The sequence below is a fragment of the Marinococcus sp. LNHM5E3-2.1 genome (assembly GCF_056034365.1).
On sequence record NZ_JBQLIB010000004.1, the window covers coordinates 76,845 to 102,731 of the forward strand.

Annotated in this window: 27 protein-coding genes and 1 riboswitch; of the genes, 23 read left to right on the forward strand and 4 right to left on the reverse strand. The window is 50.0% G+C overall.

From position 1 onward, the window contains the following. Positions 1-85 precede the first annotated feature (85 nt). From ACTRXH_RS07130 to ACTRXH_RS07170, 9 genes are all read left to right on the forward strand, one after another. On the forward strand, positions 86-805 hold the full coding sequence (locus tag ACTRXH_RS07130) for a response regulator transcription factor (protein ID WP_474281378.1): 720 nt from the start codon (positions 86-88) through the stop codon (positions 803-805). Beyond that, on the forward strand, positions 802-2,541 hold the full coding sequence (locus tag ACTRXH_RS07135) for an ATP-binding protein (protein WP_474281380.1): 1,740 nt from the start codon (positions 802-804) through the stop codon (positions 2,539-2,541). The genes ACTRXH_RS07130 and ACTRXH_RS07135 overlap by 4 nt, the downstream gene beginning before the upstream one ends. A gap of 20 nt (positions 2,542-2,561) precedes the next feature. Further along, on the forward strand, positions 2,562-3,293 hold the full coding sequence (locus tag ACTRXH_RS07140; protein ID WP_462866576.1) for a class I SAM-dependent methyltransferase: 732 nt from the start codon (positions 2,562-2,564) through the stop codon (positions 3,291-3,293). Between the two features lie 22 nt (positions 3,294-3,315). Continuing rightward, positions 3,316-4,266, forward strand: coding sequence for an ABC transporter substrate-binding protein (locus ACTRXH_RS07145; protein WP_474281382.1), 951 nt, complete (start codon positions 3,316-3,318; stop codon positions 4,264-4,266). Further along, positions 4,247-5,293, forward strand: a complete 1,047-nt coding sequence (locus ACTRXH_RS07150) for a FecCD family ABC transporter permease (RefSeq protein ID WP_474281384.1) — start codon at positions 4,247-4,249, stop codon at positions 5,291-5,293. Before ACTRXH_RS07145 ends, ACTRXH_RS07150 begins: the two co-directional genes overlap by 20 nt. Further along, positions 5,293-6,624: an ABC transporter ATP-binding protein gene (locus tag ACTRXH_RS07155; RefSeq protein ID WP_474281386.1), complete on the forward strand. Its 1,332-nt coding sequence runs from the start codon at positions 5,293-5,295 to the stop codon at positions 6,622-6,624. Before ACTRXH_RS07150 ends, ACTRXH_RS07155 begins: the two co-directional genes overlap by 1 nt. Before the next feature lie 14 nt (positions 6,625-6,638). Next, entirely contained in the window at positions 6,639-7,226 is a 588-nt protein-coding gene (locus tag ACTRXH_RS07160; protein WP_474279008.1) for a cob(I)yrinic acid a,c-diamide adenosyltransferase, read from the forward strand. Continuing rightward, on the forward strand, positions 7,223-7,657 hold the full coding sequence (locus tag ACTRXH_RS07165; protein WP_474281388.1) for a hypothetical protein: 435 nt from the start codon (positions 7,223-7,225) through the stop codon (positions 7,655-7,657). The genes ACTRXH_RS07160 and ACTRXH_RS07165 overlap by 4 nt, the downstream gene beginning before the upstream one ends. Before the next feature lie 157 nt (positions 7,658-7,814). Then, entirely contained in the window at positions 7,815-8,282 is a 468-nt protein-coding gene (locus tag ACTRXH_RS07170) for a GNAT family N-acetyltransferase (protein ID WP_474281390.1), read from the forward strand. Positions 8,283-8,342: 60 nt separating this feature from the next. Here ACTRXH_RS07170 and serA read toward each other — a convergent pair whose 3' ends face one another. From serA to ACTRXH_RS07185, 3 genes are all read right to left on the reverse strand, one after another. After that, on the reverse strand, positions 8,343-9,959 hold the full coding sequence (gene serA, locus ACTRXH_RS07175) for a phosphoglycerate dehydrogenase (RefSeq protein WP_474281392.1): 1,617 nt from the start codon (positions 9,957-9,959) through the stop codon (positions 8,343-8,345). Between the two features lie 257 nt (positions 9,960-10,216). Continuing rightward, a complete protein-coding gene (locus ACTRXH_RS07180) occupies positions 10,217-10,708 on the reverse strand; it encodes an inorganic diphosphatase (protein WP_022792297.1) in 492 nt (163 codons plus the stop codon). Positions 10,709-10,830: 122 nt separating this feature from the next. After that, positions 10,831-11,079 (reverse strand): ferredoxin, encoded by a 249-nt coding sequence (locus tag ACTRXH_RS07185; protein ID WP_022792296.1) that lies wholly within the window; start codon positions 11,077-11,079, stop codon positions 10,831-10,833. Between the two features lie 172 nt (positions 11,080-11,251). Between ACTRXH_RS07185 and ACTRXH_RS07190 the strand changes: the two genes are divergently transcribed. The 5 genes from ACTRXH_RS07190 to ACTRXH_RS07210 all read left to right on the forward strand — a co-directional run bounded on the left by ACTRXH_RS07190 (position 11,252) and on the right by ACTRXH_RS07210 (position 16,136). Next, a complete protein-coding gene (locus tag ACTRXH_RS07190; protein ID WP_474281394.1) occupies positions 11,252-12,307 on the forward strand; it encodes a YpbB family protein in 1,056 nt (351 codons plus the stop codon). Beyond that, positions 12,279-13,772, forward strand: coding sequence for a RecQ family ATP-dependent DNA helicase (locus ACTRXH_RS07195; protein WP_474281396.1), 1,494 nt, complete (start codon positions 12,279-12,281; stop codon positions 13,770-13,772). Before ACTRXH_RS07190 ends, ACTRXH_RS07195 begins: the two co-directional genes overlap by 29 nt. After that, the gene (locus ACTRXH_RS07200) at positions 13,765-14,055 is read left to right on the forward strand and encodes a hypothetical protein (RefSeq protein WP_474281398.1); all 291 of its coding nucleotides are present in this window, start codon (positions 13,765-13,767) and stop codon (positions 14,053-14,055) included. The genes ACTRXH_RS07195 and ACTRXH_RS07200 overlap by 8 nt, the downstream gene beginning before the upstream one ends. A 317-nt stretch (positions 14,056-14,372) precedes the next feature. Beyond that, positions 14,373-15,137, forward strand: coding sequence for a metallophosphoesterase (locus ACTRXH_RS07205; protein WP_474281400.1), 765 nt, complete (start codon positions 14,373-14,375; stop codon positions 15,135-15,137). A 12-nt stretch (positions 15,138-15,149) separates the two neighbouring features. Further along, positions 15,150-16,136, forward strand: a complete 987-nt coding sequence (locus ACTRXH_RS07210) for a YpdA family putative bacillithiol disulfide reductase (RefSeq protein WP_474281402.1) — start codon at positions 15,150-15,152, stop codon at positions 16,134-16,136. Positions 16,137-16,169: 33 nt separating this feature from the next. Here ACTRXH_RS07210 and ACTRXH_RS07215 read toward each other — a convergent pair whose 3' ends face one another. Continuing rightward, complete coding sequence (locus ACTRXH_RS07215; RefSeq protein WP_474262157.1) at positions 16,170-17,144, reverse strand: asparaginase; 975 nt, start codon at positions 17,142-17,144, stop codon at positions 16,170-16,172. A 103-nt stretch (positions 17,145-17,247) separates the two neighbouring features. Between ACTRXH_RS07215 and prsW the strand changes: the two genes are divergently transcribed. The 9 genes from prsW (at position 17,248) to fni (ending at position 25,770) form a co-directional block, all read left to right on the forward strand. Beyond that, on the forward strand, positions 17,248-17,898 hold the full coding sequence (gene prsW / locus ACTRXH_RS07220) for a glutamic-type intramembrane protease PrsW (protein WP_474281404.1): 651 nt from the start codon (positions 17,248-17,250) through the stop codon (positions 17,896-17,898). A gap of 23 nt (positions 17,899-17,921) precedes the next feature. Further along, a complete protein-coding gene (locus tag ACTRXH_RS07225) occupies positions 17,922-18,086 on the forward strand; it encodes a hypothetical protein (protein ID WP_322525160.1) in 165 nt (54 codons plus the stop codon). Between the two features lie 58 nt (positions 18,087-18,144). Further along, a riboswitch (SAM riboswitch) is annotated at positions 18,145-18,251 on the forward strand. A 92-nt stretch (positions 18,252-18,343) separates the two neighbouring features. Further along, the gene (locus ACTRXH_RS07230) at positions 18,344-19,447 is read left to right on the forward strand and encodes a methionine biosynthesis PLP-dependent protein (protein WP_474262155.1); all 1,104 of its coding nucleotides are present in this window, start codon (positions 18,344-18,346) and stop codon (positions 19,445-19,447) included. Positions 19,448-19,479: 32 nt separating this feature from the next. Then, complete coding sequence (locus ACTRXH_RS07235; protein ID WP_474281406.1) at positions 19,480-21,321, forward strand: bifunctional homocysteine S-methyltransferase/methylenetetrahydrofolate reductase; 1,842 nt, start codon at positions 19,480-19,482, stop codon at positions 21,319-21,321. Between the two features lie 47 nt (positions 21,322-21,368). Then, a complete protein-coding gene (locus ACTRXH_RS07240) occupies positions 21,369-22,043 on the forward strand; it encodes a flagellar brake protein (protein ID WP_474281408.1) in 675 nt (224 codons plus the stop codon). Positions 22,044-22,202: 159 nt separating this feature from the next. Further along, positions 22,203-22,889, forward strand: a complete 687-nt coding sequence (cmk, locus tag ACTRXH_RS07245) for a (d)CMP kinase (protein WP_474281410.1) — start codon at positions 22,203-22,205, stop codon at positions 22,887-22,889. After that, positions 22,879-23,484 carry a lysophospholipid acyltransferase family protein gene (locus tag ACTRXH_RS07250; protein WP_322525154.1) on the forward strand — a complete coding sequence of 202 codons (606 nt, stop codon included), beginning with the start codon at positions 22,879-22,881 and terminating at the stop codon, positions 23,482-23,484. Before cmk ends, ACTRXH_RS07250 begins: the two co-directional genes overlap by 11 nt. Positions 23,485-23,547: 63 nt before the next feature. Further along, positions 23,548-24,702 (forward strand): 30S ribosomal protein S1, encoded by a 1,155-nt coding sequence (gene rpsA, locus ACTRXH_RS07255; protein ID WP_091611240.1) that lies wholly within the window; start codon positions 23,548-23,550, stop codon positions 24,700-24,702. Positions 24,703-24,714: 12 nt separating this feature from the next. Further along, positions 24,715-25,770: a type 2 isopentenyl-diphosphate Delta-isomerase gene (gene fni, locus ACTRXH_RS07260; RefSeq protein ID WP_474281412.1), complete on the forward strand. Its 1,056-nt coding sequence runs from the start codon at positions 24,715-24,717 to the stop codon at positions 25,768-25,770. Positions 25,771-25,887 lie beyond the last annotated feature (117 nt).

The window sequence follows — 25,887 nt, forward strand, 5'->3', positions numbered from 1 at the left end:
CAATGTTTCAGACCTGCCGCTTGGAATCTCAGTCTGGCGGCGGGTAAAATGAATGCATAAGCTTTTTAAACAGGGAGAGGATTTCATGGACCAGCAGACAACAATATTAGTCGTAGACGATGAAGCCCGGATCCGCCGGCTTCTCCGGATGTATTTGGAGCGCGAAGATTTTTTAATTGAAGAGGCGGAAAACGGGGAGGACGCTCTTGCGATGGCCCTGGAAAAGGATTACGACGTTATCCTGCTTGATTTAATGCTTCCCGGCATGGACGGCGAAGAAGTATGTGAACAGCTGCGTGAAACAAAAGCGACGCCGGTTATTATGCTGACAGCTAAAGGGGAGGAATCCAACAGAGTACAGGGATTTGAAGTCGGGGCTGATGACTACATCGTCAAGCCGTTCAGTCCGCGCGAGGTAACGCTGCGCGTAAAAGCGCTGCTCCGGCGTTCATCGTCCACTAAATACATGAAGCCGGAAGCATCTGCCAATGAAGTGCTCGTTTTCCCGCATTTAACGATTGATAACGATGCCCACCGGGTAACGGTGGACAATAAAATCATCGGGCTGACGCCGAAGGAGTACGAGCTGCTGCTGTATCTGGCCCAGTCGCCGGACAAGGTATTCTCCCGGGAGCAGCTGTTGAAAGACGTATGGAAATATGATTTCTTTGGGGACCTCCGGACAGTGGATACGCACGTAAAGCGACTGCGTGAAAAGCTTAATAAGGTTTCTGAAGACGCTGCAGACATGATATCAACAGTTTGGGGCGTCGGTTATAAATTCGAGGTGGAGCAAAAGCAATGATCTGGCGCAGCGTCGTCGGAAAGCTCTGGCTGACTATACTGGGACTGTTAACAGTAGTCCTGTTAATTCTTACCATCCTGCTGCTCCAGTTTTTCGAACAGTTTAATATCTCGGAAGCAGAAAACCAGTTAACGAACAATGCTGAGATCATTGCCACATCGCTGCAGGAAGAAAATACCCTGGAGAGCTCGCAGCCGGTCATTGATCAAATTGCCGGCACGTACAATTCGGAAGTGATGGTGTTTATCGATGGAGACCTCTGGTACGGCTCTGGGGGCGATCTGGCAGCCGCTGATATTCAGAACAGCAATGAACTCGGCCGGGTGGCCGGAGAACGCGAGCAGGTTACGGTTCACGACACCTTTTCCATGGATGGCGGCGACGACGAGATTTTTGCTGTTGGTGAGCCATTTACCACAAATGACGGCCGTGAAGGGGAAGTGTATGTGTATCAGTCGCTTTCGGTCATTGAAGAGACCACCGGGGAAACAAAGCAGATAATTCTGCTTTCAGCCGGTATTGCGATTATTTTAACTACCGTTTTTGCTTTTTTTCTGAGTACCCGTATTACAGCACCACTCCGGAAAATGCGTGAGCTTGCCCTCAATGTGCTGAAGGGGGATTTCGACTCCAAGGTGCCTGTAGTCAGCAACGATGAGATTGGTCAGCTTGGCAACGCATTTAACCGGATGCGCCGGGAACTGTCGCATAACCTCACAGCGTTAAATCAGGAAAAAGAACAGCTGAGCCGCATTCTCCACAGCATGGCTGATGGGGTGATCACCTTTGACCGGGGAGGGACGATGGTGCTGACTAATCCCCCGGCGGAATACTTCATCCGCTTGAACCAGCTCGAGGATAAAAAGGAAGCGAGTTCACTTCCGGCGGAAGTTACCAGCCTGTTTGAAAAAGCAGTGGAAACAGAAATGGAACAGCTTGATGAGTTTGAGGTGCAGGGGCGCAGCTTTGCGGTGCTGGTCACCCCGCTTTATGGCAACGAAGACGTACGCGGGGCGGTAGCCGTAGTCAGGGATATGACAGAAGAACGTCGGCACGATAAGCTGCGTAAGGACTTTATCGCCAACGTATCCCACGAGCTGCGGACACCGATCAGCATGCTCCAGGGGTACAGTGAGGCCATCGTGGATGATATTGCAGCGACAGAGGAAGAAAAGAAAGAAATCGGACGCATCATTTACGATGAATCGCTGCGCATGGGGCGTCTGGTGAATGAACTGCTTGATCTTGCCCGGATGGAAGCCGGCTACCTGAAGCTCGAAAAAGAGGAGGAGGAAGTGACATCCTTCTTTCAGCGGGTGGAACGGAAATTCCAGGGACTTGCTGATGAGTCTGAGGTGCAGCTTGATCTGGATCTGCATGCCCCGGAGCCATACGCCTATATTGATGTTGACCGGGTGGAGCAGATTCTGACAAACCTGGTTCATAATGCGATTCGTCATACCGAAGCAGGGGGAGCTATCACTATCAGGGCTGTGAACGGGGAATCGCTGCATATGGAAGTCAGCGACACAGGCAGCGGAATCTCAAAAGAGGACCTCCCATATGTATTTGAACGTTTTTATAAAGCAGACAAAGCAAGGACGCGGGGCAAGGGAGGCACCGGGCTCGGACTTGCCATAGTTAAAAATATTGTCGACGCCCATCACGGGGCTATTGCAGCAGAAAGTGAGCCGGGGGAAGGGACGACGTTTTATATTGATCTGCCGAATAAGTAAAGCCAGAGGAGCGGTTCAGCATGAAAGCTTGGTACGAAGAGCACTTTCAGGAAGACTATTTGCGGGTGTACGACCACCGCGATGAAACAAAGGCGGCCAGTGAATTAAACACGATCATGGAAAAAGTCCCATTGACGCCGGGCGCCAAGGCTATTGATCTTTGCTGTGGAAACGGGCGTCATGCCCGCTGGCTCGCGAGAAAAGGCGTGGATGTTACCGGCATCGATCTCTCGCCGGCACTCCTGAAAAAAGCAATTGAATTGACGAACGGACTGGCGGTGCAATACCAGCGGGGTGATATTCGCAACGTGCATATCCGGAAAGAATACGACTTGGCTTTTAATTTGTTTACAAGCTTCGGCTACTTTCCGGACGATGAGGAAAATGAGTTAATATTCCAGCAGGCGGCCTCTGCGTTAAAGCCGGGTGGATGGTTTGTTTTTGATTATTTGAACCCCGAGTATATTAAACAGCATATTGTTCCCCGGGATGAAACGGTGAAGGATGGACTGAAAATTTATCAGGAGCGGAGCATTCAGGATGAATTTGTTGTAAAGCGCATCAGCATCGTAGAAGGAGATTCCACCAGAAGATACATGGAAAAAGTGAAAATGTATCAGGAAAGCCAGCTTCGCAGCATGATGGAGGCGCACGGACTGAAGATCCATGCTTTTTACGGTGATTACGATGCTTCTCCTTTTCAACTCGAAACTTCCCCAAGGCAGATATTTATCGCCCAGCTTGCAGAATAATAAGCAGGAAGGAAGAACATGGATGAAATTCAAAGCACTGATGATGATAATCCCGGCAGCAGGGGCGCTTGCTGCCTGCAGCACTGATGAAGAAAGCGGCAGTCAGGGCGGGGACGGGGGCAGCAGTAATGAAAATACGGAAGCGATTGAAGTTACGGACGCTTCCGGAGAAACAGTGACGCTCGACGGGGCGCCTGAAGAAATTGTCAGTCTGATACCGAGCAACACAGAAATAGTTTATGAGCTGGGAGCGCTCGACCGGGTCGAAGCAAGAACCGATGCGGATACATATCCGGAGAAAGTTACAGACATCGAAAGCGTTGGTTCAGGCCTTGAACCAAATATTGAAGAGATTATTTCCATGGATCCGGACGTGGTGCTTGCCCACGCGTCCTCCGGCATTGAAGACTCTCTTTCCCAGGTGGAGGAAGCGGGCATTCCGGTAGTTACCGTCCCGGACGCTCAGTCGTTTGAAGCTGTATATGAGAGCATCGAATTGATTGGGAGCACCATCGGAGAAGAAGAGGAAGCCGCTGAAGTTATCGATGGAATGAAAGAAGACGTCTCAGAAGTAAAGAAAGCGACCGAAGAAGCAGATACTGACCGGCAGGTGTATGTGGAAGTAGGAGCCTCCCCTGATCTGTATACCGCAGGAAGCGGCACGTTTATTGATGAAATGCTTGCTGCTGTCCATGCTGGGAACGCTGCCGGCGAATTGGAAGGGTGGTCGATGGTGAGTGAGGAAGAAATCATTGACGCTTCCCCGGATATCATTTTAACGACGTACCCGACCGAAGAGGAGCCGCTTGAAACGATTGCTTCAAGAGAAGGCTGGGAGACTCTGCCTGCAGTGGAAAATGAAGAAGTATACGCATTGAGCAGCGATAAAGTGAGCCGTCCGGGTCCACGTCTTACTGAAGGGCTTAAAGAAATGGCAGAAAGAATTCATCCGGATGCGATGGCTGAGAACTAATTACGCCAGCGCGTATCTTCTGATGCTCGCAGCGTTTGCCGGGGCGCTGGTGCTCGCTGTTTCCATGGGGAGCGTAGCGGTGCCTTTGTCTATAAGCATCAAAGCGGTAGTGAGCCAGTTTTTTCCGTTTCTTCCTATCTCACTGGAAACAGAAACCGGTGCTGCAGCGATTATTCAGGAGGTGCGGCTGCCGCGCGTACTCCTGGCGTCCGCAGTAGGAGGGGCTCTGGGGCTCGCCGGGGCTGTTTTTCAGGGACTGCTGCGGAATCCGCTTGCCGATCCTTATACGCTCGGCGTTTCCTCGGGATCTTCGCTCGGGGCGGTGGCCGTATTGTATTTCGGATGGCAGATACCCCTGCTTGGCGGATTTACCCTGCCGGTAGTCAGCATCGTCTGCGGTTTTTTAACGCTTGTTGTCCTGCTTCTTTTTGTTTATTCCGTGGAACGGGCCGTGCGCACTGAAACGATGATTCTTGCGGGCATTATCATCACCGCATTTCTCAGCGCGTTTATGTCGCTTTTGATTGCGTTCAGCGGAGAAGAACTCCGGCAGATTATTCAGTGGCTGCTTGGCAGCGTGAGCCGCAGAGGATGGGATTATTTTCAGCTGATTGTTCCGTTTCTGCTGGCAGGAGTGCTGCTTCTGCTTCCGCATGCCCGCGCCCTCAACGCGTTTGCGTTTGGGGAGGACAGTGCTTCCTCGGTAGGGGTGAACGTACCGAGGATAAGGCTGCTGGTTTTAATCGGCGCATCCGTACTAACAGGAGGAGCGGTCGCTGTTTCAGGCACTATTGGGTTTGTAGGGCTCGTGATTCCGCATATGATCCGGCTCCTGTGGGGCCCGGATCATAAACATCTGCTGCCGCTGTCTTTTGGCGGCGGAGCAGTGTTTTTAATGCTGGCGGATTTGATTGCGCGCACGGCGGCTGCTCCGGCAGAGGTGCCGGTCGGGGTGATTACGGCACTGGCCGGAGCTCCTGTATTTGCTCTGCTTTTATTTTATCAGCGAAGAAGGCGGTGGCAGTAATGGCAGAAGTCCAGGTCGAAAACGTAACTGCCGGCTACGGGAAAAGCAGTACGGTCGTTGAGCGTATCTCCTTTAACGTTGAGGCTGGGGAGATGATCGGCATCGTTGGCCCGAACGGCAGCGGAAAGTCTACACTGCTCCGCGTGATGGCCGGTCTGCATGAGGTGTCGTCCGGAAGCATCCGGTATAAAAACAAACCTCTGAACTCGTTCACTTCTTCGGAACGGGCTAAGACTGTCGGCTACCTGCCGCAGTTTGACGAACTGACAGCAGCCTATTCGGCGCGCCAGGTCGTAGAAATGGGAAGGTATGCGTATCAAAAAGGCCTGTGGCCGGCAGCAAGCAATAAAGAGGATGAACGAGTCATTCAAAACGCGATGCAGCAGATGCACGTATGGTCCAAAAGATTTCATTCGTTTCACGCTTTAAGCGGTGGTGAAAAACAGCGGGTACTGCTTGCAAGACTGCTTGCGCAGGAACCGGAATGTCTGCTGCTTGATGAGCCGACTAACCACCTGGATATACACTATCGCATTGAATTGTTAAACTACATTCGCAGCTGGGCTTCGGAACAAAACCGGACTGTGGTAGTCGTAATGCACGATATTCAGGCGGCTGCTCTATACTGCGACCGGGTGCTGATGCTCTCAGAGGGCCAAACGGAAGCATTTGATGAACCGGCGGCTGTTTTTACCGAAAAACGGCTGTCGGAAGTGTACCAGGCTGATATTCATGTCAGCCTGCAGCATGAAATAAAAGCACCAGCCGTGCACTGGCGACCGCCACAGCCGGAAGGTAATGACCCGGACGCACCGCTTTCATGGTCGGAAACAGCGTATCAAGCCGAAGCAGTTTCACGTTCAGCTTTAAACGTGTACGCTCCTTCGTTAAAAAAGCTGGTTTATGGAGCGGTGCTTTCAGTGGACAAAATAAAAGGTGCTGTGCATATTTTCACTGACGAAAGCCGCAACAAGCGGCCGGCCCATACCATCCAATGCTCCCCAGGGATGCAGGTATGGAGAAAAAGCGCAGGCAGCCGGGAGGCTGTTTTTGGCTCCGGACAATCATGCTTTTTGTGGATCCACATGGCCGAAGGCTGGCCAGCCGAGGAGGTTTCATCTTTACAGCTTTACATACAAAGAAAGGCCTTTGAATGGATGTATGACCGCGGGTGTACCGGGCTTTCCCACGGGAAGCTCAAAGAGATTATGGTGACAGCACCGATAAAGAAGAATGAAGCATTCCCGGAAGAACAGTTACATTGGCACTACCTTCACACCGGAAAATTGATAGAATCATTGTTAGATGAATATAATTCGGCTTCCGGATAGAAAGGGTGAAAAACATGAAGCTGTATACCAAGCAGGGAGACCGCGGAGACACCTCCGTGGTAGGCGGAAAAAGAAACAAAGGCGATGCGAGAATTGAAGCGTTTGGAAGCTTTGAAGAAGTAAACGCATTGATTGGCAAGGCACGGCTGATGGCGGCGGAGGAAAAAAGCGGATCAGATCTGCAGAAGGATCTTGAGCGTATTCAGCATGAATTATTTGACTGTGGCAGTGATACAGCTGACATTCGCCCGGAAGCTATAAAGAAGGTCACAGCTTCAACGGTGGAATGGCTCGAGCACCGGATTGACCAATACACGGAGGAGGCCCCGGCGCTGAAAAAATTTATTCTTCCCGGAGGCACGCCGTTATCGGCAGAGCTTCATCTTGCCCGTACCGTCTGCCGGCGGGCAGAACGGGAGCTTGTTCGCGCAGGCGAAGCTGAAGACGTGCCCGCCCCGGTGCTTATGTATATGAACCGTCTGTCGGATTATCTGTTCAGCGCCGCGAGAATTGCGAACAGCCGGACGGGGGCAGTGGACGTTGAATACGAACGAAGCGCAGAAGTATTTACGACTGAGCAGGATAGGGAAAATAAGAAATGAAGCAGCTTCCGGCACAGACTATTCAAACACAGCTCAGTGGTGAAGATGTTTTCATTGACGTCGGGCTGCTCCGCTGGCTGAATGATCAAAGCGGGCCAGTAGAACGGGACAGCTGGCTGCTCTCTGCATGTTTGTTTTTTCTGACCCGTCTGAGGGTGCATGGACGTATCCGGCTTGATGAGGAAGGGCATATTCACCGGCGTTTCTGGAAGGTTATGGAGAAATCGCTGAAATTGGAGAAGCACGGTAAGCATATCAAAACGAAACATATTTTTATCTACTGCTTTTTGGAGCAGATGGCTATGCAGAAGCAGTGGATTCAAAAAGACGGGAATTATGCATTTATTACCCGGAACGGCGATATTTTTTTGAACGAAAACCGGGAAAAGCAGCTTAACGAGCTGCTTGGCTATTTGTGGCCGAAAGCATAAAAAAGTGACAGCGGCGGGCCCGGAGCTCGTCTTTTTTTTATCATTAAAAGAATTTAAATTGAAGATTTCAATAAAACTGAATATATTTAAGACAGCTAGAAGCGATTCACCGTTAATGCAGCGGAGCATTACAGATCCGGAAAGGAGGAATTTTCCTATGATGGTTACCTATCAGCGGCTGGAGCACGATGGGGCGGGCGTAAAGCAGATGAGGAAATTGAACGAGCTTTATGCTGAAGCGTTTGAAGAAAAGGAGATGTACACGGGGCACAAGCCTTCGGATGCCTATCTTTTGAAGCAGCTTTCAAACGACAGGGTAATTGTCTGTACAGCGGCCTGTAGCGAGCGGATTGTAGCCGGCCTTACGGCTTACGTGATGAATAAAATGGAAAAAGAAACATGTGAAATCTACATTTATGATCTCGCTGTGGATGCCCGGTTTCGCCGGCAGAAAATCGCCACAAATCTATTAATCTTTTTCATGAAGGAAGCGGAAAACCTTAATGCTTCCGCTGTTTTCATTCAGGCAGACAAGGAAGATGCGCCTGCTGTGGCTCTATACGAGTCAATGGGAGAAAGGGAAGAAGTGTACCATTTCGATATTTATTTAAAAAAAAGAGATTAGGTAGAAGAGCAGCTGTACAAAAAAAGACGCGCCCGCGGGCACGTCTTCTTTGTGTTACTGCTACAGTTCTATCGTATCGGCCAGGGAAATTTCTTCAATGGACGTTAAATCTTTTACGACATCCTGGTTGGCTTCACGGTCAACGGCGAGCATCATGATGGCTTCGCCACCTTCTTCGCGGCGTCCAACCTGCATGGTGGCAATGTTGATCTGATGCCTTCCGAGAATTTGTCCCATCTTACCGATAACACCCGGCTTATCCGTATGCTGGATATAAATGAGGTGGCCGGTCGGATAGAAGTCGACATTAAAGTCGTTAATGCGTACGATGCGCGGACCGTATTCCTTCACATAGGTGCCGTACAGCGCAAACGAACGGCCTTCGCCTTCGACGGTCGCCTGAATCAGGTTGGAGTAGCCAAGCGACTGGGAGCCGAACTGCTCTCCATAGTCAATGCCCCGTTCCTTGGCGATCGTGGAGGCATTCACATCATTGACCGGTGCGTCAATACGGCTCTGGAGAAAGCCGGCGAGAAGGGAGCGGGTCAGAATAGATGTTTCAAGGTCGGTGACATTGCCACTGTAGCGCACGTTCAGCTCCTGAACGGGCGTTTTTACGCTCTGGGACATGATATTACCCATGCGGCGGGCAAATTCATAGTACGGGCGTATCGCTTCAAACTTTTCTTTCGACATGGTCGGGAGGTTAATGGAGTTTAAGGCCGGCAGCCCCTGCAGAAACTGAAGCACCTCGTCGGAAACCTGGGAAGCAACGTTTAACTGGGCTTCTTTTGTTGAAGCCGCAATATGCGGTGTGCTGACGACCTGTTCAAATGCGATGAGTGGATTTTCATTCGCCGGCTCCTCTTCGTAAACATCAAGAGCCGCGCCTGCCACATGGCCGCTTTCAAGATAATGAACGAGGGCGTCTTCATCAATAATCCCGCCGCGGGCGCAGTTTAACAGCATTACTCCGGGCTTTGTTTTGCCAAGGTTCTCCTGGCCAAGCATACCTTTTGTATCTTTGGTGAGTGGCGTATGAACCGTGATTACGTCCGCCTCTCCGAGCAGCTCTTCGAAGTCCCGGAGGTCAACGCCCATTTCGTTTGCGCGTTCTTTTGTCAGGAACGGATCGTATACGATAACGCTCATTTCAAAGCTCTGGGCCCGCTTGGACAGCTCCGAACCGATACGGCCGAAGCCAACAATGCCAAGCGTCTTTCCGCGAAGCTCTGTACCCTGGAAGCCTTTACGGTTCCATTCACCGGACTTTAATGAGGCGTTCGCCTGCGGAATTTTACGGGCGAGCGAAGCCATCATAGCAAATGTGTGCTCGGCCGTGGAGATGGTATTACCGTCCGGGGCGTTGATCACAACAATCCCCCGTTTGGTAGCGGCGTCAATGTCAATATTATCCACTCCAACACCGGCGCGGGCTACGATGCGGAGGTTCGGCATGGAATCCATTACTTCCGCAGTGACGGTCGTACCGCTCCGGACGAGCAGGGCATCAAAAGAATCGAGTCCTTCTGCCTCATCAACGTGCTGCTGAACGCAATGTACCTGATTGCTTTCAAGCAGCGGCGACAGGCCCTCGCTGCTCATCGAATCGGATACAAGCACACGAAACGTCTGATTGCTGGTCGCTGTTTCTTCTTCGTTCATAGTTTTCTGCATGTTACTCCACTCCCTTGTTCGTTCATTCACAAAAAGTCCGTTGACATTTTGTGCTTTAAATGCCCAATTGTATTTCTCTGGAGGACAAATGTCTACGCGTAGTTGGAAAGAACTTTATCATACTCCAGTACAGGTGTCAATTTACCTGACGCCGCTGAACATACGAAAAGAGACTGGTATTCAGCCTCTTCGGTTACGTGCATGTATAAAAAACCGGCGGCAGCAGAAAAATATCCCGCTGCCGGCCCGTTTGATAATTACTGGTTGTTATAACGGTCGATGGATTCCTGTACAAGCTTAGCTGCTTCTGCTTCGTTTTCCCAGCCGCCGATTTTAGTCGTTTTCTTTTCAAGCTCTTTGTACGTCTGGAAAAAGTGGGAGATTTCATCTAGCTTGTGCTGCGGTACATCATCAAGCGTAGTTACTCCTTCAAAACGTGGATCCTCCGTTGGTACAGCGAGCAGCTTCTGATCCTCGTCCCCGTCATCGATCATGTTTAAATAGCCAATGACCCGGGCGTCAATGACGCAGCCTGGAAATGTTGGATTGGTAACGAGTACAAGTACGTCAAGCGGGTCTCCGTCGAGCGCCAGCGTGTCGTCGATGTAGCCGTATTCTGCTGGATAAAACATCGGAGAGAAAAGCACGCGGTCGAGTTTAAAGACACCTTTATCTTTATCAAATTCGTATTTGTTCTGGCTGCCTGTCGGAATTTCAATGAGCACTTCCACTTCTTTGTTTTCTGCCAAGGCAATCTCCTCCTTCAATATGTATAGTAAACATCTCCTGCATTATAGCAGGAATGAAAGACGGAAGAAAGGCAGGGAACAGAATCTGTAAAAAAACCCCCAGCAGCCTGGGGGCACGGTGCTTATTCGAATTTAAACGGGTCACCGCCAAACGGTTCCTCCGCTACTTTGATGGAATCGGTCGGGCAGCCTTCAAAAGCGTCGATCATATCTTCTTCAAGGTCGTCCGGAATGCTCTCTGTACCCTGGTTATCATCGACGATGTTTTCGGCCAGACCTTCCTCATCGTAATCGAAAATATCGGGAGCTGCTGCCCCGCAGGCACCGCAGGCGATACATGTATCTTTATCAACAATGGTGTATTTCGCCATCTGTGTCCCTCCATGTGATCGGATATCTATAAACTTATGCGCTTGATTGAAGAGCGTCGTAAGGTCTATTCCATATTGTATTTCTTCGTGATAAACTTTTCAACAGATATGAGACGCCCCACACAGCCTAACTTGTGGCATTTTGATGAACGAATAGAAAGGAAGAGGCGTATTGCTGTTTCAAGAGGCGATGATCCTGATAGCATTAAAAAGGCTCCGCGGAGAACGTACAGACGCTTCTGCCTATCACCTTTTGTCTGGAAAGCGGTCCTCCCAGACGATCACAGACGCCAAGTGGTTTCAATCGAAGGACCTGTTCGGGGCCCTGGCCAGGCTCGACAAACCGCAGTTTGAACACATTACCGCCTCTTTTTATCAACGCGGCTGGCTGGAGGCCGGAGGAATCCCGGGTGCAGAGGCTGCCGCTGCTATTGAACCGTGGGAGAAAATACTGGAAGAAGCAGGCTTTGACGGTTGGGCGTACCGCGACACGGGACGGCAGTTTTGGAGAAGGATTGCTCTGTTGATTCAGACACTCTCCCACCTGTATCAGCAGAAAAAACAGTTTGTGCCTATTATCCAGGATGTATCAGCACAGGAGTGGGTAAAACAAAAGCTGTCGGAATGGGGAGCGGAAAGATACACTGCCATGAACAGGTTATATGAAGAAATAAAGAGCTGCTTGCATGAACTGAAGGAGATACAGGCATTTATATTTGTATACAAGCTGACGGGAGCGGAAACTCTCGGTAAAACGACAGATCAGATAGCGCGCATCCAGGGCATGGAAAAGGCCGAAATTGAGTATTTGTTTCAGGGCACGGTGCACACCTTAATAAAAAAAGCGGAGAGCCGGCCGGGCACTGTTCTTTATGAATGCCTGGATGCCGGAGGAAATCCTCAGCTTACCGTCACAGCTGAAAAGACGCTTGATTTTATAAACAGGGGACTGTCACTCGAAGAGGTCGCCCGTGCCCGCCGTTTAAAGGAGAGTACCATTGAAGACCATTTTGTGGAAATTGCCGGCGAGGTCGAAGGATTTTCCATTGACCATCTGGTTCCACCAAAACAGCAGGAAGCCATACGCCGGGTGGCTGCTTCTCTTGATACGTTTAAGCTGAAGGCGCTGAAAGAACAGCTGGGCGGGGACGTGACATATTTTGCGATCCGGCTTGCACTGGCGAAAGGAGGGGAAAAAGGTGAGCGGAAAAACAGAAGCGCTGAATAAATACTTTGGCTTTCCTTCTCTGCATGAGTACCAGGAGCCGATCGTGGATGCGCTGCTGGCAGATACGGACACCCTGGCCGTCCTGCCGACTGGAAGCGGCAAGTCCATCTGCTTTCAGCTGCCCGCTTTAATGAAGAGCGGCCTGACGATTGTCGTTTCCCCGCTTTTGTCTTTGATGGATAATCAGCTCCAGGAGCTGCGGGCAAGACATATTAAAGCAGCCGCCGCCTACAACAGCTTTATGAGCCCGGAGGAGAAATCCCGGGTGCTCAGCCGGCTTTCGTCGTTAAAGCTTTTGTATATATCTCCAGAAGCTCTCTCCCTGCCGTTTATTGTAGAGCGGCTGAAAAGTGTAAAAGTGTCAATGATGGTAGTGGACGAGGCCCACTGTATTTCCCAGTGGGGGCATGAGTTCCGTACGGATTATCTGAAAATCGGGCCGGTTCGGCAAGCACTGGGACGTCCCTGTATGGCAGCTTTCACGGCAACGGCAACTCCGGAAGTGCAGCTTGACATTAAAAACCAGCTGCAGATGAAAGCGCCGGAAGAATTCATTCATTCGGTGGATCGTGCAAATATTGCTCTGTTTGTCCAACGGTGCACGAGTGAGCGGGAAAAGAAAAGAGGGATGGTCGAGCTCGTTCAGAAGGCTCCCGGTCCCGGACTGGTTTACGTATCGAGCCGGAAAAAATGCGAAGAGCTTAAAGCGCTGCTCCAGGAAAAAACGTCCCACCGGGTGGAGGCTTATCACGGCGGGCTTGAAAATGAGGCCAGGCTGATGATCCAGCAGCAGTTTTTACACGGCGACCTGGACGTCGTAGTGTGCACAAATTCCTTTGGTATGGGGCTGAATAAAGCTAACGTCGAATTTGTTCTTCATTATCATTTTCCAAAAGATGCAGAATCGTATATTCAGGAAATCGGAAGAGCTGGAAGGGACGGTAGACAGGCATGGGCGGCGGTGCTCTACCTGGAGGAAGACATCATTATTCCGCAGATGCTGATGGAAGCAGAGCTCCCCCCTGTGAATGAACTCGGCTCCGCATTGGCTGCGGCAGCCCAAAGCAGCCGGGGAGAAATAACAGATAACCTGATAAACAGAAAGGGATGGACAGAAACTGCTGCCCGTTTTCTTACTTACTATTTTGAAAAATACCCGGGGAAGCCTGAGGCAGAGCTTCTGGAAGAGCTGGAAAAGCAGGTGCAGCAGCGATCGTTTGAAAAGCAGAAAAAGCTGAAGGTTATGATACAATGGTTAGAAAATAACGAAGACTGCCGGAGACGTTTATTACTGCAGGTTTTTGGGGAAGCGTTAATGAAACGTCCCGAACCTTGCTGCGATATGTGCGGGCACAGGCTTCCTTTTCGTGAGCCTCAGGGAGCAGAGAAAGAAAAAGAAACAGCCCCGTGGGAAATACGACTGGAGGAGCTGTTTTTCGGAAGGGAGAGAGCGAAGCATGAATAAAACACGTATGGAAAAGCGAAACGCCGGTACGGAGGGAAATGCAAAGCATTCGGATGCAGATCGGAGCCGCCTCAGCCGCCGTCGTGGCAGTGCAGGCGGGGAGACTTCGGGTGAAGAGGAGCACCAGGAGGCTTTAAGGCGTTCACGCTACTCCGGAAAAGAGGAAGAGCCGGAGGAAGAAGAGAGTCCAATGCTGACTCTTCCCCATACGCTGTTGGCCGCATTTATATTGATTGTCATTACCGCCCTGGCATCCCCGTTCATCATAAGTATGTTTCAGTAGAAATGAACGCGGCAGATGTTTCTGTCAGTGGTGAAGATAAAAGAAGGCCGACAAAACAGGCAATCACGCCAAAAATCATTAATACAAACGGCCAGGTGAGCGGTTTTTTTCTGAACAGAAAATATAAAAGCAAAAAAAAGCCTCCTCCAAATAAAGCGGCTCCTGCTAAAAAGACAATAAGATCCATCGTTTAAATACCTTCTTTCCGGTCAGTTTTTCCCTTACATAAGTATAGCGGAGATAAACGGTATACGTATACTCGTTTTTAAATTGTCCGGAAACGTTCAAATTTTATAAAGGAAAAGAGGGGTTCCATCATGAAAAAATGGCTGCTGGCTCCTCTTCTTTTTTCTGTGCTGTATGCCGGCAGAGTCCTGCAGGAAACATGGCAGAATAAAGTAAGAACTCATGAGCTGGAATATAAAAATCTGCCGCCGGAGGTGGAGGGCTCCTCCATTTTTTTCATCACCGATATTCACCGCCGGCGGATATCGCCTGCATTATTCCGGCAGCTCGAACGGAAGCCTGATCTGGTTATTATTGGCGGTGACCTGACCGAGCTGGGCGTGCCGGCTGAACGTATCAGACAGAATCTCCGCCTGCTCCGCAGTCATGCCCCGGTCGTGTTTGTCTGGGGAAACCACGATCTGCAGGTGGGCCGCAGATGGCTTAGGCCGCTTCTGCATCAGGAGGGCATCGAAATTCTTGAAAAAAATGCATACACGTTAAAGGAAAGTGATTTTACGATCGCGTCCTTCGGAGAGGAACGCTTTTACGAATCCTACCGTAATCCGGCGCTTGTGCCAGAGGCAGACCTGCTTATTGCCCACAATCCGGAAGCGTATTACCGGTACGGCCCTTTTTCCGAACGGGCGGTGTATATGCTTACCGGGCATACCCATGGCGGTCAAATCCGGCTTTTCGGCTGGGGGCCGAAATTAAAGGGGGGCTGGTACGATGAAAAATACCAGGCTTTGTTTATCAGCAACGGCTACGGTACGACCAGCATACCGATGCGCCACGGTGCCCCGGCGGAAACGCACCTGTTTGTGCTGAGAAACAGTCATTCCAACAGTGAATAAAGGAGTATGAATATGAATGAGCAAGTAATTATTATTGGGGGCGGGCCTTGCGGTCTGGCAGCAGCGATCGCATTAAAGCGCCGGGGAATTGATGCAGCTATTATCGAAAAGAAAAATATTGTCCACAGCATTTATGAGTACCCCGTACACCAGACGTTTTTCAGCTCTGCGGATAAACTTGAAATCGGCGGCCATCCTTTTCCGGTTGTAGACCGAAAGCCCCGGCGCCAGGAGGCTTTAGTTTATTACCGCAAAGTAGCGGAAGCGGAAAAACTGCGTATTTACAATTACGAAGAAGTGCAGACGATCCTGGAAACGGAGGAAGGTTATCTGGTGCAAACTGAAACGCTGCAGGGTGAGATCCGGGAGTGGAAAGCTCCTCACGTTATCATAGCCACCGGCTACTATGATAATCCAAATCATATGGGCGTGCCTGGAGAAAGCCTGCCGCATGTAAAGCATTACTTTGAAGAAGCCCATCCTCATTTTAATCAGAAAATCGTTATTATCGGCGGGAGAAATTCAGCTGTAGACGCTGCTCTTGCTCTTGAGCAGGTGAACGCTCAGGTGACGGTTCTCTACCGGGGAGAGGAGTATTCTAAAAGCATTAAGCCGTGGATCCTCCCCGATTTTCAGGCAATGGTCCGGCGCGGCGCAGCCCGGATGGAATTTGAAGCAGACGTGGTGCGTATTGAGCCCGATCAGGTTGTTTATGAACAAGGGGGCGTCTCCCATTCCGTGCCGGCTGATTTTGTTTTCGCCATGACCGGCTATCATCCATCGAGAGCTTTTTTCCGCCAGCTCGGTATTGCTGTTGATGAACAGTCAGGCCGTCCGTCCTTTGATGAGGAAACGATGGAAACAAACCGGGAAAACGTTTATATTGCCGGAGTTATAGCCGCAGGAGATGAAGCGAACGAGATATTTATCGAAAACGGACGCTTTCATGGAGAGAAAATAGCGGAAAATATAGCACGAAAAAAAGCCACTTCGTTTTAATAAACTGGTGGCTTTTTTAATGTGGAGGGGATGCTACTCAATGTGTTCAAAGCAGTCGCGGATAGCTTCGAGCGGCCGTTTTTCATCGAGGGCAGCGAGCAGCTTCAGGCGCGCCTTCTGGCCGTTCAGTCCGTTCGTAAAAATAACGCCCTTTTGCTTCAGCTGGTAGCCGCCTCCTTCATAGCTGTAGGTAGCCTGGACGACACCGCTGTGGCAGCGGGAAACAAGGACCACAGGCACTTGTTTGGCAATCGAATCCTCAAGCAGCGGCACGATGGTTGGAGGAATGTTGCCCTGACCGAATGCTTCAATAATAATACCGTCAAGCGGCTGGTTAAGCAGCGGAGAAAGCAAAGCAGCATCCATGCCGGCTGCCATTTTTAAAAGGAGAACCTTCTTATTCATATGGACCGGCGAAAAATGCTCGCGGCTTGCCGGGTAGTGATGGATAAATATTTCGTTGTTTGTCACAAAGCCGAGCGGACCGTATTGCGGACTCTGAAATGTGGCGATATTGGATGAATGGGTTTTTGTCACGTTTTTTGCAGAATGGATTTCTTCGTTTAAAACGACGAGAACTCCGATGCTCCGGGCTTTCTCGCTTGCGGCAGTACGGACCGCTGCCAGGAAATTCTGGGGGCCGTCAGCGCTGATTTCATTGCTTGAACGCATTGCGCCTGTCACTACCACCGGCAGGTCTTTGTCATGAAAAAGATCGAGCGCATAGGCAGTTTCTTCCAGGGTGTCAGTGCCATGCGTAATGACGACACCGTCATATGTATCCTCGGAAAGCTTTTCAAGCATATGCTCGTGTAAAGAGAGCATGTGCTCCGGAGTAATATGAGGAGACGGAAGATGCAGAAAATCGCTCGTAACAATTTCAGCAATTTGATTGGCAATGCGGCTCCAGTGGCTTAAAGGGTTGTGAAGTCCCGGCTCCACGCCGCTTTCTTCTGTCTGGGTCATGGCGATCGTGCCGCCTGTGTGGATAACTAGTATTTTTTTCATTTCAATTCCTCCTCGTCGGCCGGGCTGTGGCTGGCATTATTCTTTTACGAATTTGAACATAGCATGATACGATACGTTTAACAAGAGAGGGTGAGAACGAAAGGTGATCGCACTGATTATGGCGGCCCTGGCGCCGGCTGTTGCTTTACTGATATATTTCACATTAAAACGCCGGGCGGACGTGGAGCGGAGGCTGCCGGTCATCCGTGCGTTTGTCATAGGGGTACTGATTGTATTCCCGGTGCTTGTGATCGAACATGCGCTTGAAACAGAAGGGGTAAGCATGCCGCTTTTTGCGGCGCAGTATACCCAGGCGGCCTTGCTAGAGGAAGGCATCAAGTTTTTCCTCCTGTATACGTTTGTGCTTCGATTTGCCCCGATTAAAAATACTTACGACGGTGTTATTTACGGGCTTTCCCTGTCGCTTGGCTTTGCTTCGCTTGAAAACATCCTGTACTTAATTGCAAACGGCATAGAAACGGCTGTTACCAGAGCCCTGCTCCCAGTGACGGTGCATGCGCTCCTGGGTGTGATTATGGGTTATTATGCGGTATCAGCGAAACGCGCCTCCCGTCATGGCAGGCGCCTCTTCTCTTTTTTTCTTGCTCTTGCGATTCCGCTTATCTTCCACGGGCTGTACGACTATATATTAAGCGCTTCTTCTTTAGGCAATATTCTGTATTATCTTATCCCGTTCATGCTATTTTTGTGGTGGTTTGCGTTGTCGAAAGCAAATAAAGCCAATGCGAAATAACAACTCGAAAGGACGAAGCTACTATGTCAGAAGACCGCCGTTACCGCGTTGTTATCCGCTGTCCAAAATGCGGGGAAAAGTACATTCTACGCGGCAGAAAGAACAAGGCCGGGGAAATGGAAACAGGTTTTCGCCGCTGCGTCTGCGGCAATGAAAACCAGCTGCATATTGATATTGCACCGGAATAAAAAGGTTACTTGCAATATCGATTCGTTTCATGTACTTTGGAAAGTAATCATATAACGTTTCTTATCAAGAGAGATGGAGGGATCGGCCCTTGGAAGTCTCAGCAACCAGCCGCAGGTGATGCGGTCAGGTGCTAACTCCTGCAAGCTGTGCTTGCGAGATGAGAAGAAGTATTGCATGCCAAGGTCTTCTTCTGTCTAAGGAAGAAGGCCTTTTCGTACATTTAATGCATTAATTTTACAGAAATGAGGGCTGTGACATGTCAAAGCAACTGCAGATAGAAACCATCCTGGCACAACTGGGTAATAATTCCGACCCGCGGACCGGAGCGATCAATCCTCCTGTTTATTTTTCCACAGCGTATAAACATACAGGTATAGGAGAATCCACGGGATACGACTATTCCCGGACGGCCAACCCGACGAGGGACCTGCTTGAAAACGGTATCGCCGCGCTTGAAGGAGGTAAACACGGGTTTGCCCTCAGCTCGGGGATGGCTGCGATCCAGACGCTGTTTGCGATATTTGAAACCGGTGATGAAGTGATTGCAACAAGCGATATTTACGGCGGCACGTACCGTCTGTTCGAAGAAGGATGGCGGCACTGGGGCGTCACGGTTACATACGGTGACCCGAGGGATCTCGAAGCATTTGAACAGCTGATAACAGATAAAACAAAAGCGCTGTTTATTGAGACGCCGACGAACCCGCTGATGCAGGAAGCGGATCTGAAGGAGCTTTCGCTGCTCGCGAAAAAGCACGGTGCCTGGCTTATTGTGGACAATACGTTTTATACGCCAGTGCTTCAGCGCCCGATAGAAGAAGGGGCGGACATTGTGGTGCATTCGGCCTCGAAATATTTAGGCGGACACAATGACTTGATTGCCGGACTGATTGTATCCAATGTGGACGAGCTTTCTGAAAAAATTGGGGCACTTCAAAACGGCATGGGTACAATTTTAAGCCCGTTTGATTCCTGGCTGCTGATGCGGGGGATGAAAACCTTAAAGCTCCGCATGAAGCAGCATACAGAAAATGGCAAAGCCATCGCAGAGTATCTCAGCGGTCATGAAAAGGTAACAGACGTGCTTTACTCGGGCCGGGGTGGAATGCTCTCCTTCCGTCTTGAAAACGAAGAGTGGGTGGATTCATTTTTACGAAACATTAAAATCATCACGTTTGCAGAAAGTCTGGGCGGGGTTGAAAGCTTTATTACGTATCCGGCAACACAGACACACGCAGATATGCCGGAAGCGGTACGGGTTCAAAACGGTGTTGATAACCGTCTTCTCCGCTTCAGCATAGGCATAGAGGATAAGGACGATTTAATTGAAGATCTCGAACAGGCGCTCAGAGCGCTGTAACTCATAAGCACAAGCAGGAGAGGGGCAAGGCTATGAACGTACTCGAAAAACTCGATTCCTCGATTTTGATCGGCGACGGGGCAATGGGCACGTATCTTTACCAGAAAGGCTATAAGGGCTCGTTTGAAGCTATGAATTTAACGGACCCTGAGGCTGTGGAGCATGCTCACCGGGAATACGCAGAAGCCGGGGCGGATATTCTCCAGACAAATACCTACGCGGCGAACCGGGTGAAGCTTGAAGGCTACGGGCTTGAAGATAAAGTGCAGGATATTAACCGGGCCGGCGTGCGGCTGGCGAGGAAGGCTTCCGGCGGCTCGGCTTATGTATTTGCTACAGTCGGAGGGATTAAAGGCGTTCAGGTGAGCGAACATTCAGATGAGTTTCTAAATCAGGCGCTACAGGAACAGGTGAATGTCTTTTTGGCGGAACCGGTGGATGGTCTGCTGCTCGAAACGTTTTACGACCTCCCCGAGCTTCTGCAGATCGTCCGTTACATCCGCAGTAAAGATGAAGAGATTCCTGTTATTGCTCAGGTGGCACTTGGTGATGTCGGCGTCATGCATGGGGGAGTGCAGATCACTGAAGCCTTCAGCCGGATCGAGGATGCCGGCGCTTCAGTGGTCGGACTCAACTGCAGGATGGGCCCGTATCATATATTGAAATCGCTTGAGCAGACGGAATTAACCGGACGGGCATATTATTCGGCTTATCCTAACGCCAGTCTTCCAAACTGGTATGACGGTCGTTACGTGTACCAGTCCAACCCTGAGTACTTTTATAAGCAGGCTTTCCGCTTTAAAGAACAGGGCATCCGTCTGCTTGGCGGCTGCTGCGGAACGACGCCTGAGCATGTCCGCATGATAGCGGAAGCTGTTAAACACGACGTTCCGGAAAAGACGAAGCGCCCGGTAAAGATAAAAGCGCCGGCGGCTGAGTCGACAGCCGATAAGGAACCGGTTGTGCCCCTCCATGAAAAAGTGAAAACCGAGAAAACGGTCATCGTAGAGCTTGACCCACCGAAAAAACTGAAAACAGGAAAATTTATACGCGGATCCCAGGCGCTTCATGATGCAGGAGCGGATGCAGTTACGCTTGCCGATAATTCCCTTGCTTCCCCGCGGATTGACAATCTCGCTATGGGAGCGATGCTCAAGCAGCAGACCTCTGCCAGGCCACTTTTGCATATCGCCTGCCGGGACCGGAATCTGATCGGTCTGCAGTCCCATCTGTTGGGGCTTCACACAATTGGCGTGCGGGACCTGCTGGCGATTACCGGCGATCCTTCGAAGGTCGGGGATTTTCCAGGGGCGAAGTCTGTATATGATGCGAACTCCGTATCCCTTATTTCTCTGATACGGGAAATGAACGAAGGGCGGCTGTTTTCCGGGAAGTCCCTTGGAGAAAAGACGAATTTCTCCATCGGGGGAGCGTTTAACCCGAATGTGCTTCATATTGATAAAGCTGTAAAAAGGCTGGAAAAGAAAGTGAATGCAGGGGCGCATTATTTTATGAGCCAGCCGGTGTATGACATTGAACGGATTGAGACGATTCATGAAGCGGTCAGGGGACTCGGAGCGCCCGTGTTTATCGGCATCATGCCTCTTGTGAGCGCGGGAAATGCAGAGTTTCTTCACAATGAGGTTCCGGGGATTCAGTTAACCGGGGATACGCGGAAGCGGATGGCGGCCTGCGGGAACGATTCCGAAGCAGCCCAACGGGAAGGCATCGCTATCGCAAAAGAACTGATTGATGAAACGCTCCGCTATTTTAACGGTATTTATTTAATCACACCGTTTCTGCGCTATGAAATCACGGCCGAGCTGACAAAATATGTACGGGAGCAGGCTGGTGCCGGTGCAACAGAAATTTAACACTGTTTCTTTTTATCCGATATATATAGTAAAAGGGGTTTTAGCTATTGTACGAGATTGGAAGCGTTTGGCATCTGCATGAAAACATAAAAACGAAAGAACCACATGACAACGATACCCAATATAAATCCCAGCTGCTTGATGCAGATGAACATACGTTCACGATTGCTATGCCTGCAGAAAAAGAGACTGGTAAAATTATTTCCTTTCAGGCAGGCAGAGCAGTTCATGTATGGTTTGTCGGGGAGGACAGTGCTGTTTATTCGTTTCGTTCTAAAGTGCTTTCCCGTCAAAAAGGGCACATACCAGCCCTGATCATTGAACGGCCTGCAAAAAAGGAATGGCAGCGGGTGCAGCGCAGAAATTATGTACGCGTGGAAACAAGCGTCAATACAGCTGTACACGGCCATTACCGTCCGTTCACTACGGTGACGGTAAATGTGAGCGGCGGTGGATGCATGATCGTCGTGCCGCCAAAAGCAAAGCTGCTTGAAGATGAACAGGTGCAGATCACGCTCGCTTTCCCAATGGAGGACGGGGCGATGCATTACCTGCATTGTACTGCTGTGGTTAGAAGAGTGCTGGAAAAAGAAGAGCGCCGGCCGAAGAGGGCAAGCATGGAGTTTTTGGATCTGGCCGAAAAAGAGCGTCAGGCAGTAATACGATACTGCTTTGAACGGCAGCGCTCCGCAGCGAAACATGAAAAACGAATCGGAAGCTAGTATGTTAGACCGCCGAAGCGGTCTTTTTCTGTTTGTAAAGTACCGGGAAATGAAAAGTTCGGCAGGTGCCATATATGCAAACGGGACGAAATATGTTAGTTTTGAAAATGATGAGCAGATGCTACATGTTCAACAATCTAATGGGCGGGGTGCAGGAGGATGAGGAAAATCAATATTGCTATTGACGGGCCGGCCGGTGCCGGGAAAAGCACTGTATCGAAAGGATGTGCCGTGCAGCTTGATTATACATACATCGATACAGGAGCAATGTACCGGGCGCTGTCGTTAAAGGCGCTGCGCACAGGCACGCCCCTGGACGACGGGGGAAAAATGACGGAGCTGTTAAAAGCCGCCAGCATCCGTCTTGTCGGTAACCCGAAGGTGAGCGAAGTATACCTCGACGGGGAAGACGTGTCTGAAGCTATCCGTACGAGCGAGGTGGACAGCGTTGTATCTCTGACCGCGGCCCACCTTGGTGTACGTGAGGAAATGGCTCTGAAGCAGCGCCGGCTTGCGGCAGAAAAAGGGGCGGTGCTCGATGGCCGGGATATCGGCACTACCATTCTTCCGGATGCGGAATTAAAAATATTCCTGGTTGCTTCAGCAGAAGAGCGTGCACTTCGAAGGTACAAGGAGGTGCGGGAGCGTGGCACCCCGGCGGATTACGATGAAATTTATGAAGCGATCATTCACCGGGACGAGTTCGATAAAGCCAGGGAGCATTCTCCGCTAAAAAAAGCAGAGGATGCTGTGGAGATTGATACGACTGCTCTTACCATCCCGGAAGTTATCACCAGGATCACAGCGCTCGCAGAAGAGAAGGTGAATCAGTCTCATGATGTATAATATCGTAAAGTATTCTGCCTATTTTCTTGCGGTTATTTTTATGCGTGTCCGGGTGACCGGAAGAGAGAACGTGCCGAAGGAAGGGCCGGTTCTGATCTGTTCGAATCATATCAGCAACTTTGATCCGCCTCTGCTTGCCACTCATATTCGCAGAAAAGTGCACTTTATGGCTAAAAGCGAATTGTTTAACAAAAAAATTCTGGGTTTTATTATGTATTTTGTCGGAGCGTTTCCCGTCCGCAGAGGCGTGGTAGACCGAAAGTCATTAAAACAGGGAATTCAATTTTTAAACGAGGGACAGGTTTTATGTCTTTTTCCTGAGGGTACTAGGAGTAAAAGCGGGGAAATAGGAAAAGGATTAACCGGCGCCGGTTTTTTTGCTCTCCGTTCAGACGCAGCAGTAGTTCCGGTTGCTATCAGCGGCCGTTACGGTCTGTTCAGGCGTGTGAATGTAGTGATAGGCCGGCCGGTGCCCATGCAGGACCTTCGGACGAATAAAGCGAAAGCTGAAGAAGCGACCGAAGTAATCATGGAAGAAATTAAAGCCGTTCATCATCAGGCAAAGACAGGCACTAGCCAGCTGCAGTCCGGTTAACACTTCAAAATCCCCAAAAACCCCATAGACAGGATTTAAGGACACTGAAGGAGGCAATGGTCAATGGCAGATGAAATGAACAACGAACTTGAAGGTATGAAAGAGTTTAACGTGGGAGATATCATTACTGCCACAGTAACAAAGGTAGAGGAAAAACAGGCGTACGCGGATGCCGGTTATAAAGTGGATGCGGTTATTCCGATCAGCGAACTTTCAAGCCTGCACGTAGAAAAAGTAGACGATGTGCTCAAGGAAGGAGATCAGCTCGAATTCAAAGTAACAAAAATGGAAGATGATGAGCTGGTTCTCTCCCGCCGGGCAGCACTTGCTGATAAATCCTGGGGCGAGCTTCAGGAAAAGTATGAATCCGGCGATGTTATTGAAGCCCAGGTGGCTGAAATTGTCAAAGGCGGGCTTGTGGTCGATCTAGGCGTGCGTGGCTTTATCCCGGCTTCGCTCGTGGAAAGATATTATGTGGAAGATTTTTCAGATTATCAGGGAAAAACATTAAGACTAAAAATTGCAGAAATAGATCCGGAAGAAAACAAGCTGATTTTATCTCAGCGTGCCGTTCTGGACGAGGAGGCCGAAGTGAAGAAGAAAGAAGTGCTTGAAAACTTGAATGTAGGAGATACGGTGAAAGGAACAGTGCAGCGCCTGACTAACTTTGGCGCATTTGTGGATGTCGGCGGTGTCGACGGTCTTGTCCACATTTCGCAGATGGCTCATCACCGTGTAGAATCACCAGGAGAAATCGTCAACGAAGGCGATGAGATCGAAGTAAAAATCTTAGCTGTTGATCCTGACAGTGAAAGAGTTTCTCTGTCGATTAAAGATACCCTTCCTGGACCATGGACAACTATTGAAGGACAAATCGAAGCCGGAGATGTTATTGATGGTCAGGTAAAACGACTGGTCAGCTTCGGCGCATTTGTTGAAGTGGCTCCTGGAGTGGAAGGTCTTGTCCACATTTCCCAAATCGCGAACCGTCACATCGGAACGCCGGGAGAGGTGCTTGAAGAAGGGCAGGCAGTTACAGCAAAAGTACTTGATATTAATCCTGCCGAGCATCGTATTTCCTTAAGCATCAGAGAACTTGAAAATCCTGAAACCAGTGATTCGAAAGTTCAAAGCGAATACGAAGCACCGGAAGAAGATCACGCTGGCTTCTCTCTTGGAGATATGGTCGGCGATCAGTTGAAAAAATATAAAAAGTAAGGAGATTTGCTTGTGTCGCGGGCTAGGCGGAAACAGGATCACATTGAATATGCTTTATCCACAGGTTTTTCAGCCGAAAGCAGTTTAGATGACATTCAATTTGTCCATCAAAGTCTGCCTGACTCAGCTTCTCTTTATACAGATGCATCAGTAGAAATCGGCGGACTTTCGTTAAGTTCGCCGATTCTTATTAATGCAATGACGGGTGGAGGCGGCAGTGAAACAGCCGCTGTTAACGCGTCACTGGCAGAAGCTGCAGCAGCAACTGGCGTTGCTATGGCAGTCGGATCCCAAACATCGGCCATCAAAAATGAGCAGGAATCCTATACATACAAAATCGTACGGGAAAAAAATCCTGACGGTGTTATTTTTGCCAATACGGGAAGTGAAGTAAGCGTGGAGCAGGCTGTCCATGCGGTTGAAATGATTCAGGCTGATGCTCTTCAGATTCATTTGAACGTCATTCAGGAGCTTGTTATGCCTGAAGGGGACAGGGATTTCCAGGGAGCCCTGGACCGGATTGAACGTATTGCGAATGCGCTTTCTGTTCCGGTAATTGTAAAAGAAGTAGGGTTTGGCATTTCTTTTGAAACGGCAGCCAAGCTGCGCAGCTCCGGAGTAGCCATTATTGACGCGGGGGGCAGCGGAGGGACGAATTTTTCCATGATTGAAAACAAAAGACGGGATCGTCCGTTTGCTTTTTTCGATCAATGGGGTATCCCTACAGCGGTGGCCATCGCCGAAACCGTACACGCCTGGCACCCTGGCAGCGTGATTGGCTCAGGAGGCGTAAGGCACGGCCTGGACGTCGCAAGGATTATTGCACTTGGAGGCAGTGCCAGCGGAATGGCAGGCGCCGTCCTGCGGGAAGCGAAAGAAAGCGGAGCAGAGGGCGCCGCTTCTTTTCTCCGGGAGATACAGGAGGAACTGAAAACAGTAATGACAGCGGTCGGGGCTCAAAACATTCATGAACTGCAAAAGGCTCCCATTGTTCTGCGCGGAGAAACGGCCCACTGGCTGAAAGAGCGCGGCATTGACACTTCTGTATACAGCCGGCGTTCGATATAAATTAAGTGAGAGCAACCAGGCGCATTTTTCGTGCCTGGTTTTTTCCTTGTTTTACCCGCTGGATACAAATTTGGGGGAGAGGAACGGATCTGTTTCATGTTATGATAATGAAGATAG

Coding starts and splice junctions, on each gene's coding strand:
- ACTRXH_RS07130 (WP_474281378.1), top strand. CDS start 86: ATGGACCAGCAGACAACAATATTAGTCGTAGACGATGAAGCCCGGATC.
- ACTRXH_RS07135 (WP_474281380.1), top strand. CDS start 802: ATGATCTGGCGCAGCGTCGTCGGAAAGCTCTGGCTGACTATACTGGGA.
- ACTRXH_RS07140 (WP_462866576.1), top strand. CDS start 2,562: ATGAAAGCTTGGTACGAAGAGCACTTTCAGGAAGACTATTTGCGGGTG.
- ACTRXH_RS07145 (WP_474281382.1), top strand. CDS start 3,316: ATGAAATTCAAAGCACTGATGATGATAATCCCGGCAGCAGGGGCGCTT.
- ACTRXH_RS07150 (WP_474281384.1), top strand. CDS start 4,247: ATGCGATGGCTGAGAACTAATTACGCCAGCGCGTATCTTCTGATGCTC.
- ACTRXH_RS07155 (WP_474281386.1), top strand. CDS start 5,293: ATGGCAGAAGTCCAGGTCGAAAACGTAACTGCCGGCTACGGGAAAAGC.
- ACTRXH_RS07160 (WP_474279008.1), top strand. CDS start 6,639: ATGAAGCTGTATACCAAGCAGGGAGACCGCGGAGACACCTCCGTGGTA.
- ACTRXH_RS07165 (WP_474281388.1), top strand. CDS start 7,223: ATGAAGCAGCTTCCGGCACAGACTATTCAAACACAGCTCAGTGGTGAA.
- ACTRXH_RS07170 (WP_474281390.1), top strand. CDS start 7,815: ATGATGGTTACCTATCAGCGGCTGGAGCACGATGGGGCGGGCGTAAAG.
- serA (WP_474281392.1), bottom strand. CDS start 9,959: ATGCAGAAAACTATGAACGAAGAAGAAACAGCGACCAGCAATCAGACG.
- ACTRXH_RS07185 (WP_022792296.1), bottom strand. CDS start 11,079: ATGGCGAAATACACCATTGTTGATAAAGATACATGTATCGCCTGCGGT.
- ACTRXH_RS07200 (WP_474281398.1), top strand. CDS start 13,765: ATGAATAAAACACGTATGGAAAAGCGAAACGCCGGTACGGAGGGAAAT.
- ACTRXH_RS07205 (WP_474281400.1), top strand. CDS start 14,373: ATGAAAAAATGGCTGCTGGCTCCTCTTCTTTTTTCTGTGCTGTATGCC.
- ACTRXH_RS07210 (WP_474281402.1), top strand. CDS start 15,150: ATGAATGAGCAAGTAATTATTATTGGGGGCGGGCCTTGCGGTCTGGCA.
- ACTRXH_RS07215 (WP_474262157.1), bottom strand. CDS start 17,144: ATGAAAAAAATACTAGTTATCCACACAGGCGGCACGATCGCCATGACC.
- ACTRXH_RS07225 (WP_322525160.1), top strand. CDS start 17,922: ATGTCAGAAGACCGCCGTTACCGCGTTGTTATCCGCTGTCCAAAATGC.
- ACTRXH_RS07230 (WP_474262155.1), top strand. CDS start 18,344: ATGTCAAAGCAACTGCAGATAGAAACCATCCTGGCACAACTGGGTAAT.
- ACTRXH_RS07235 (WP_474281406.1), top strand. CDS start 19,480: ATGAACGTACTCGAAAAACTCGATTCCTCGATTTTGATCGGCGACGGG.
- cmk (WP_474281410.1), top strand. CDS start 22,203: ATGAGGAAAATCAATATTGCTATTGACGGGCCGGCCGGTGCCGGGAAA.
- ACTRXH_RS07250 (WP_322525154.1), top strand. CDS start 22,879: ATGATGTATAATATCGTAAAGTATTCTGCCTATTTTCTTGCGGTTATT.
- rpsA (WP_091611240.1), top strand. CDS start 23,548: ATGGCAGATGAAATGAACAACGAACTTGAAGGTATGAAAGAGTTTAAC.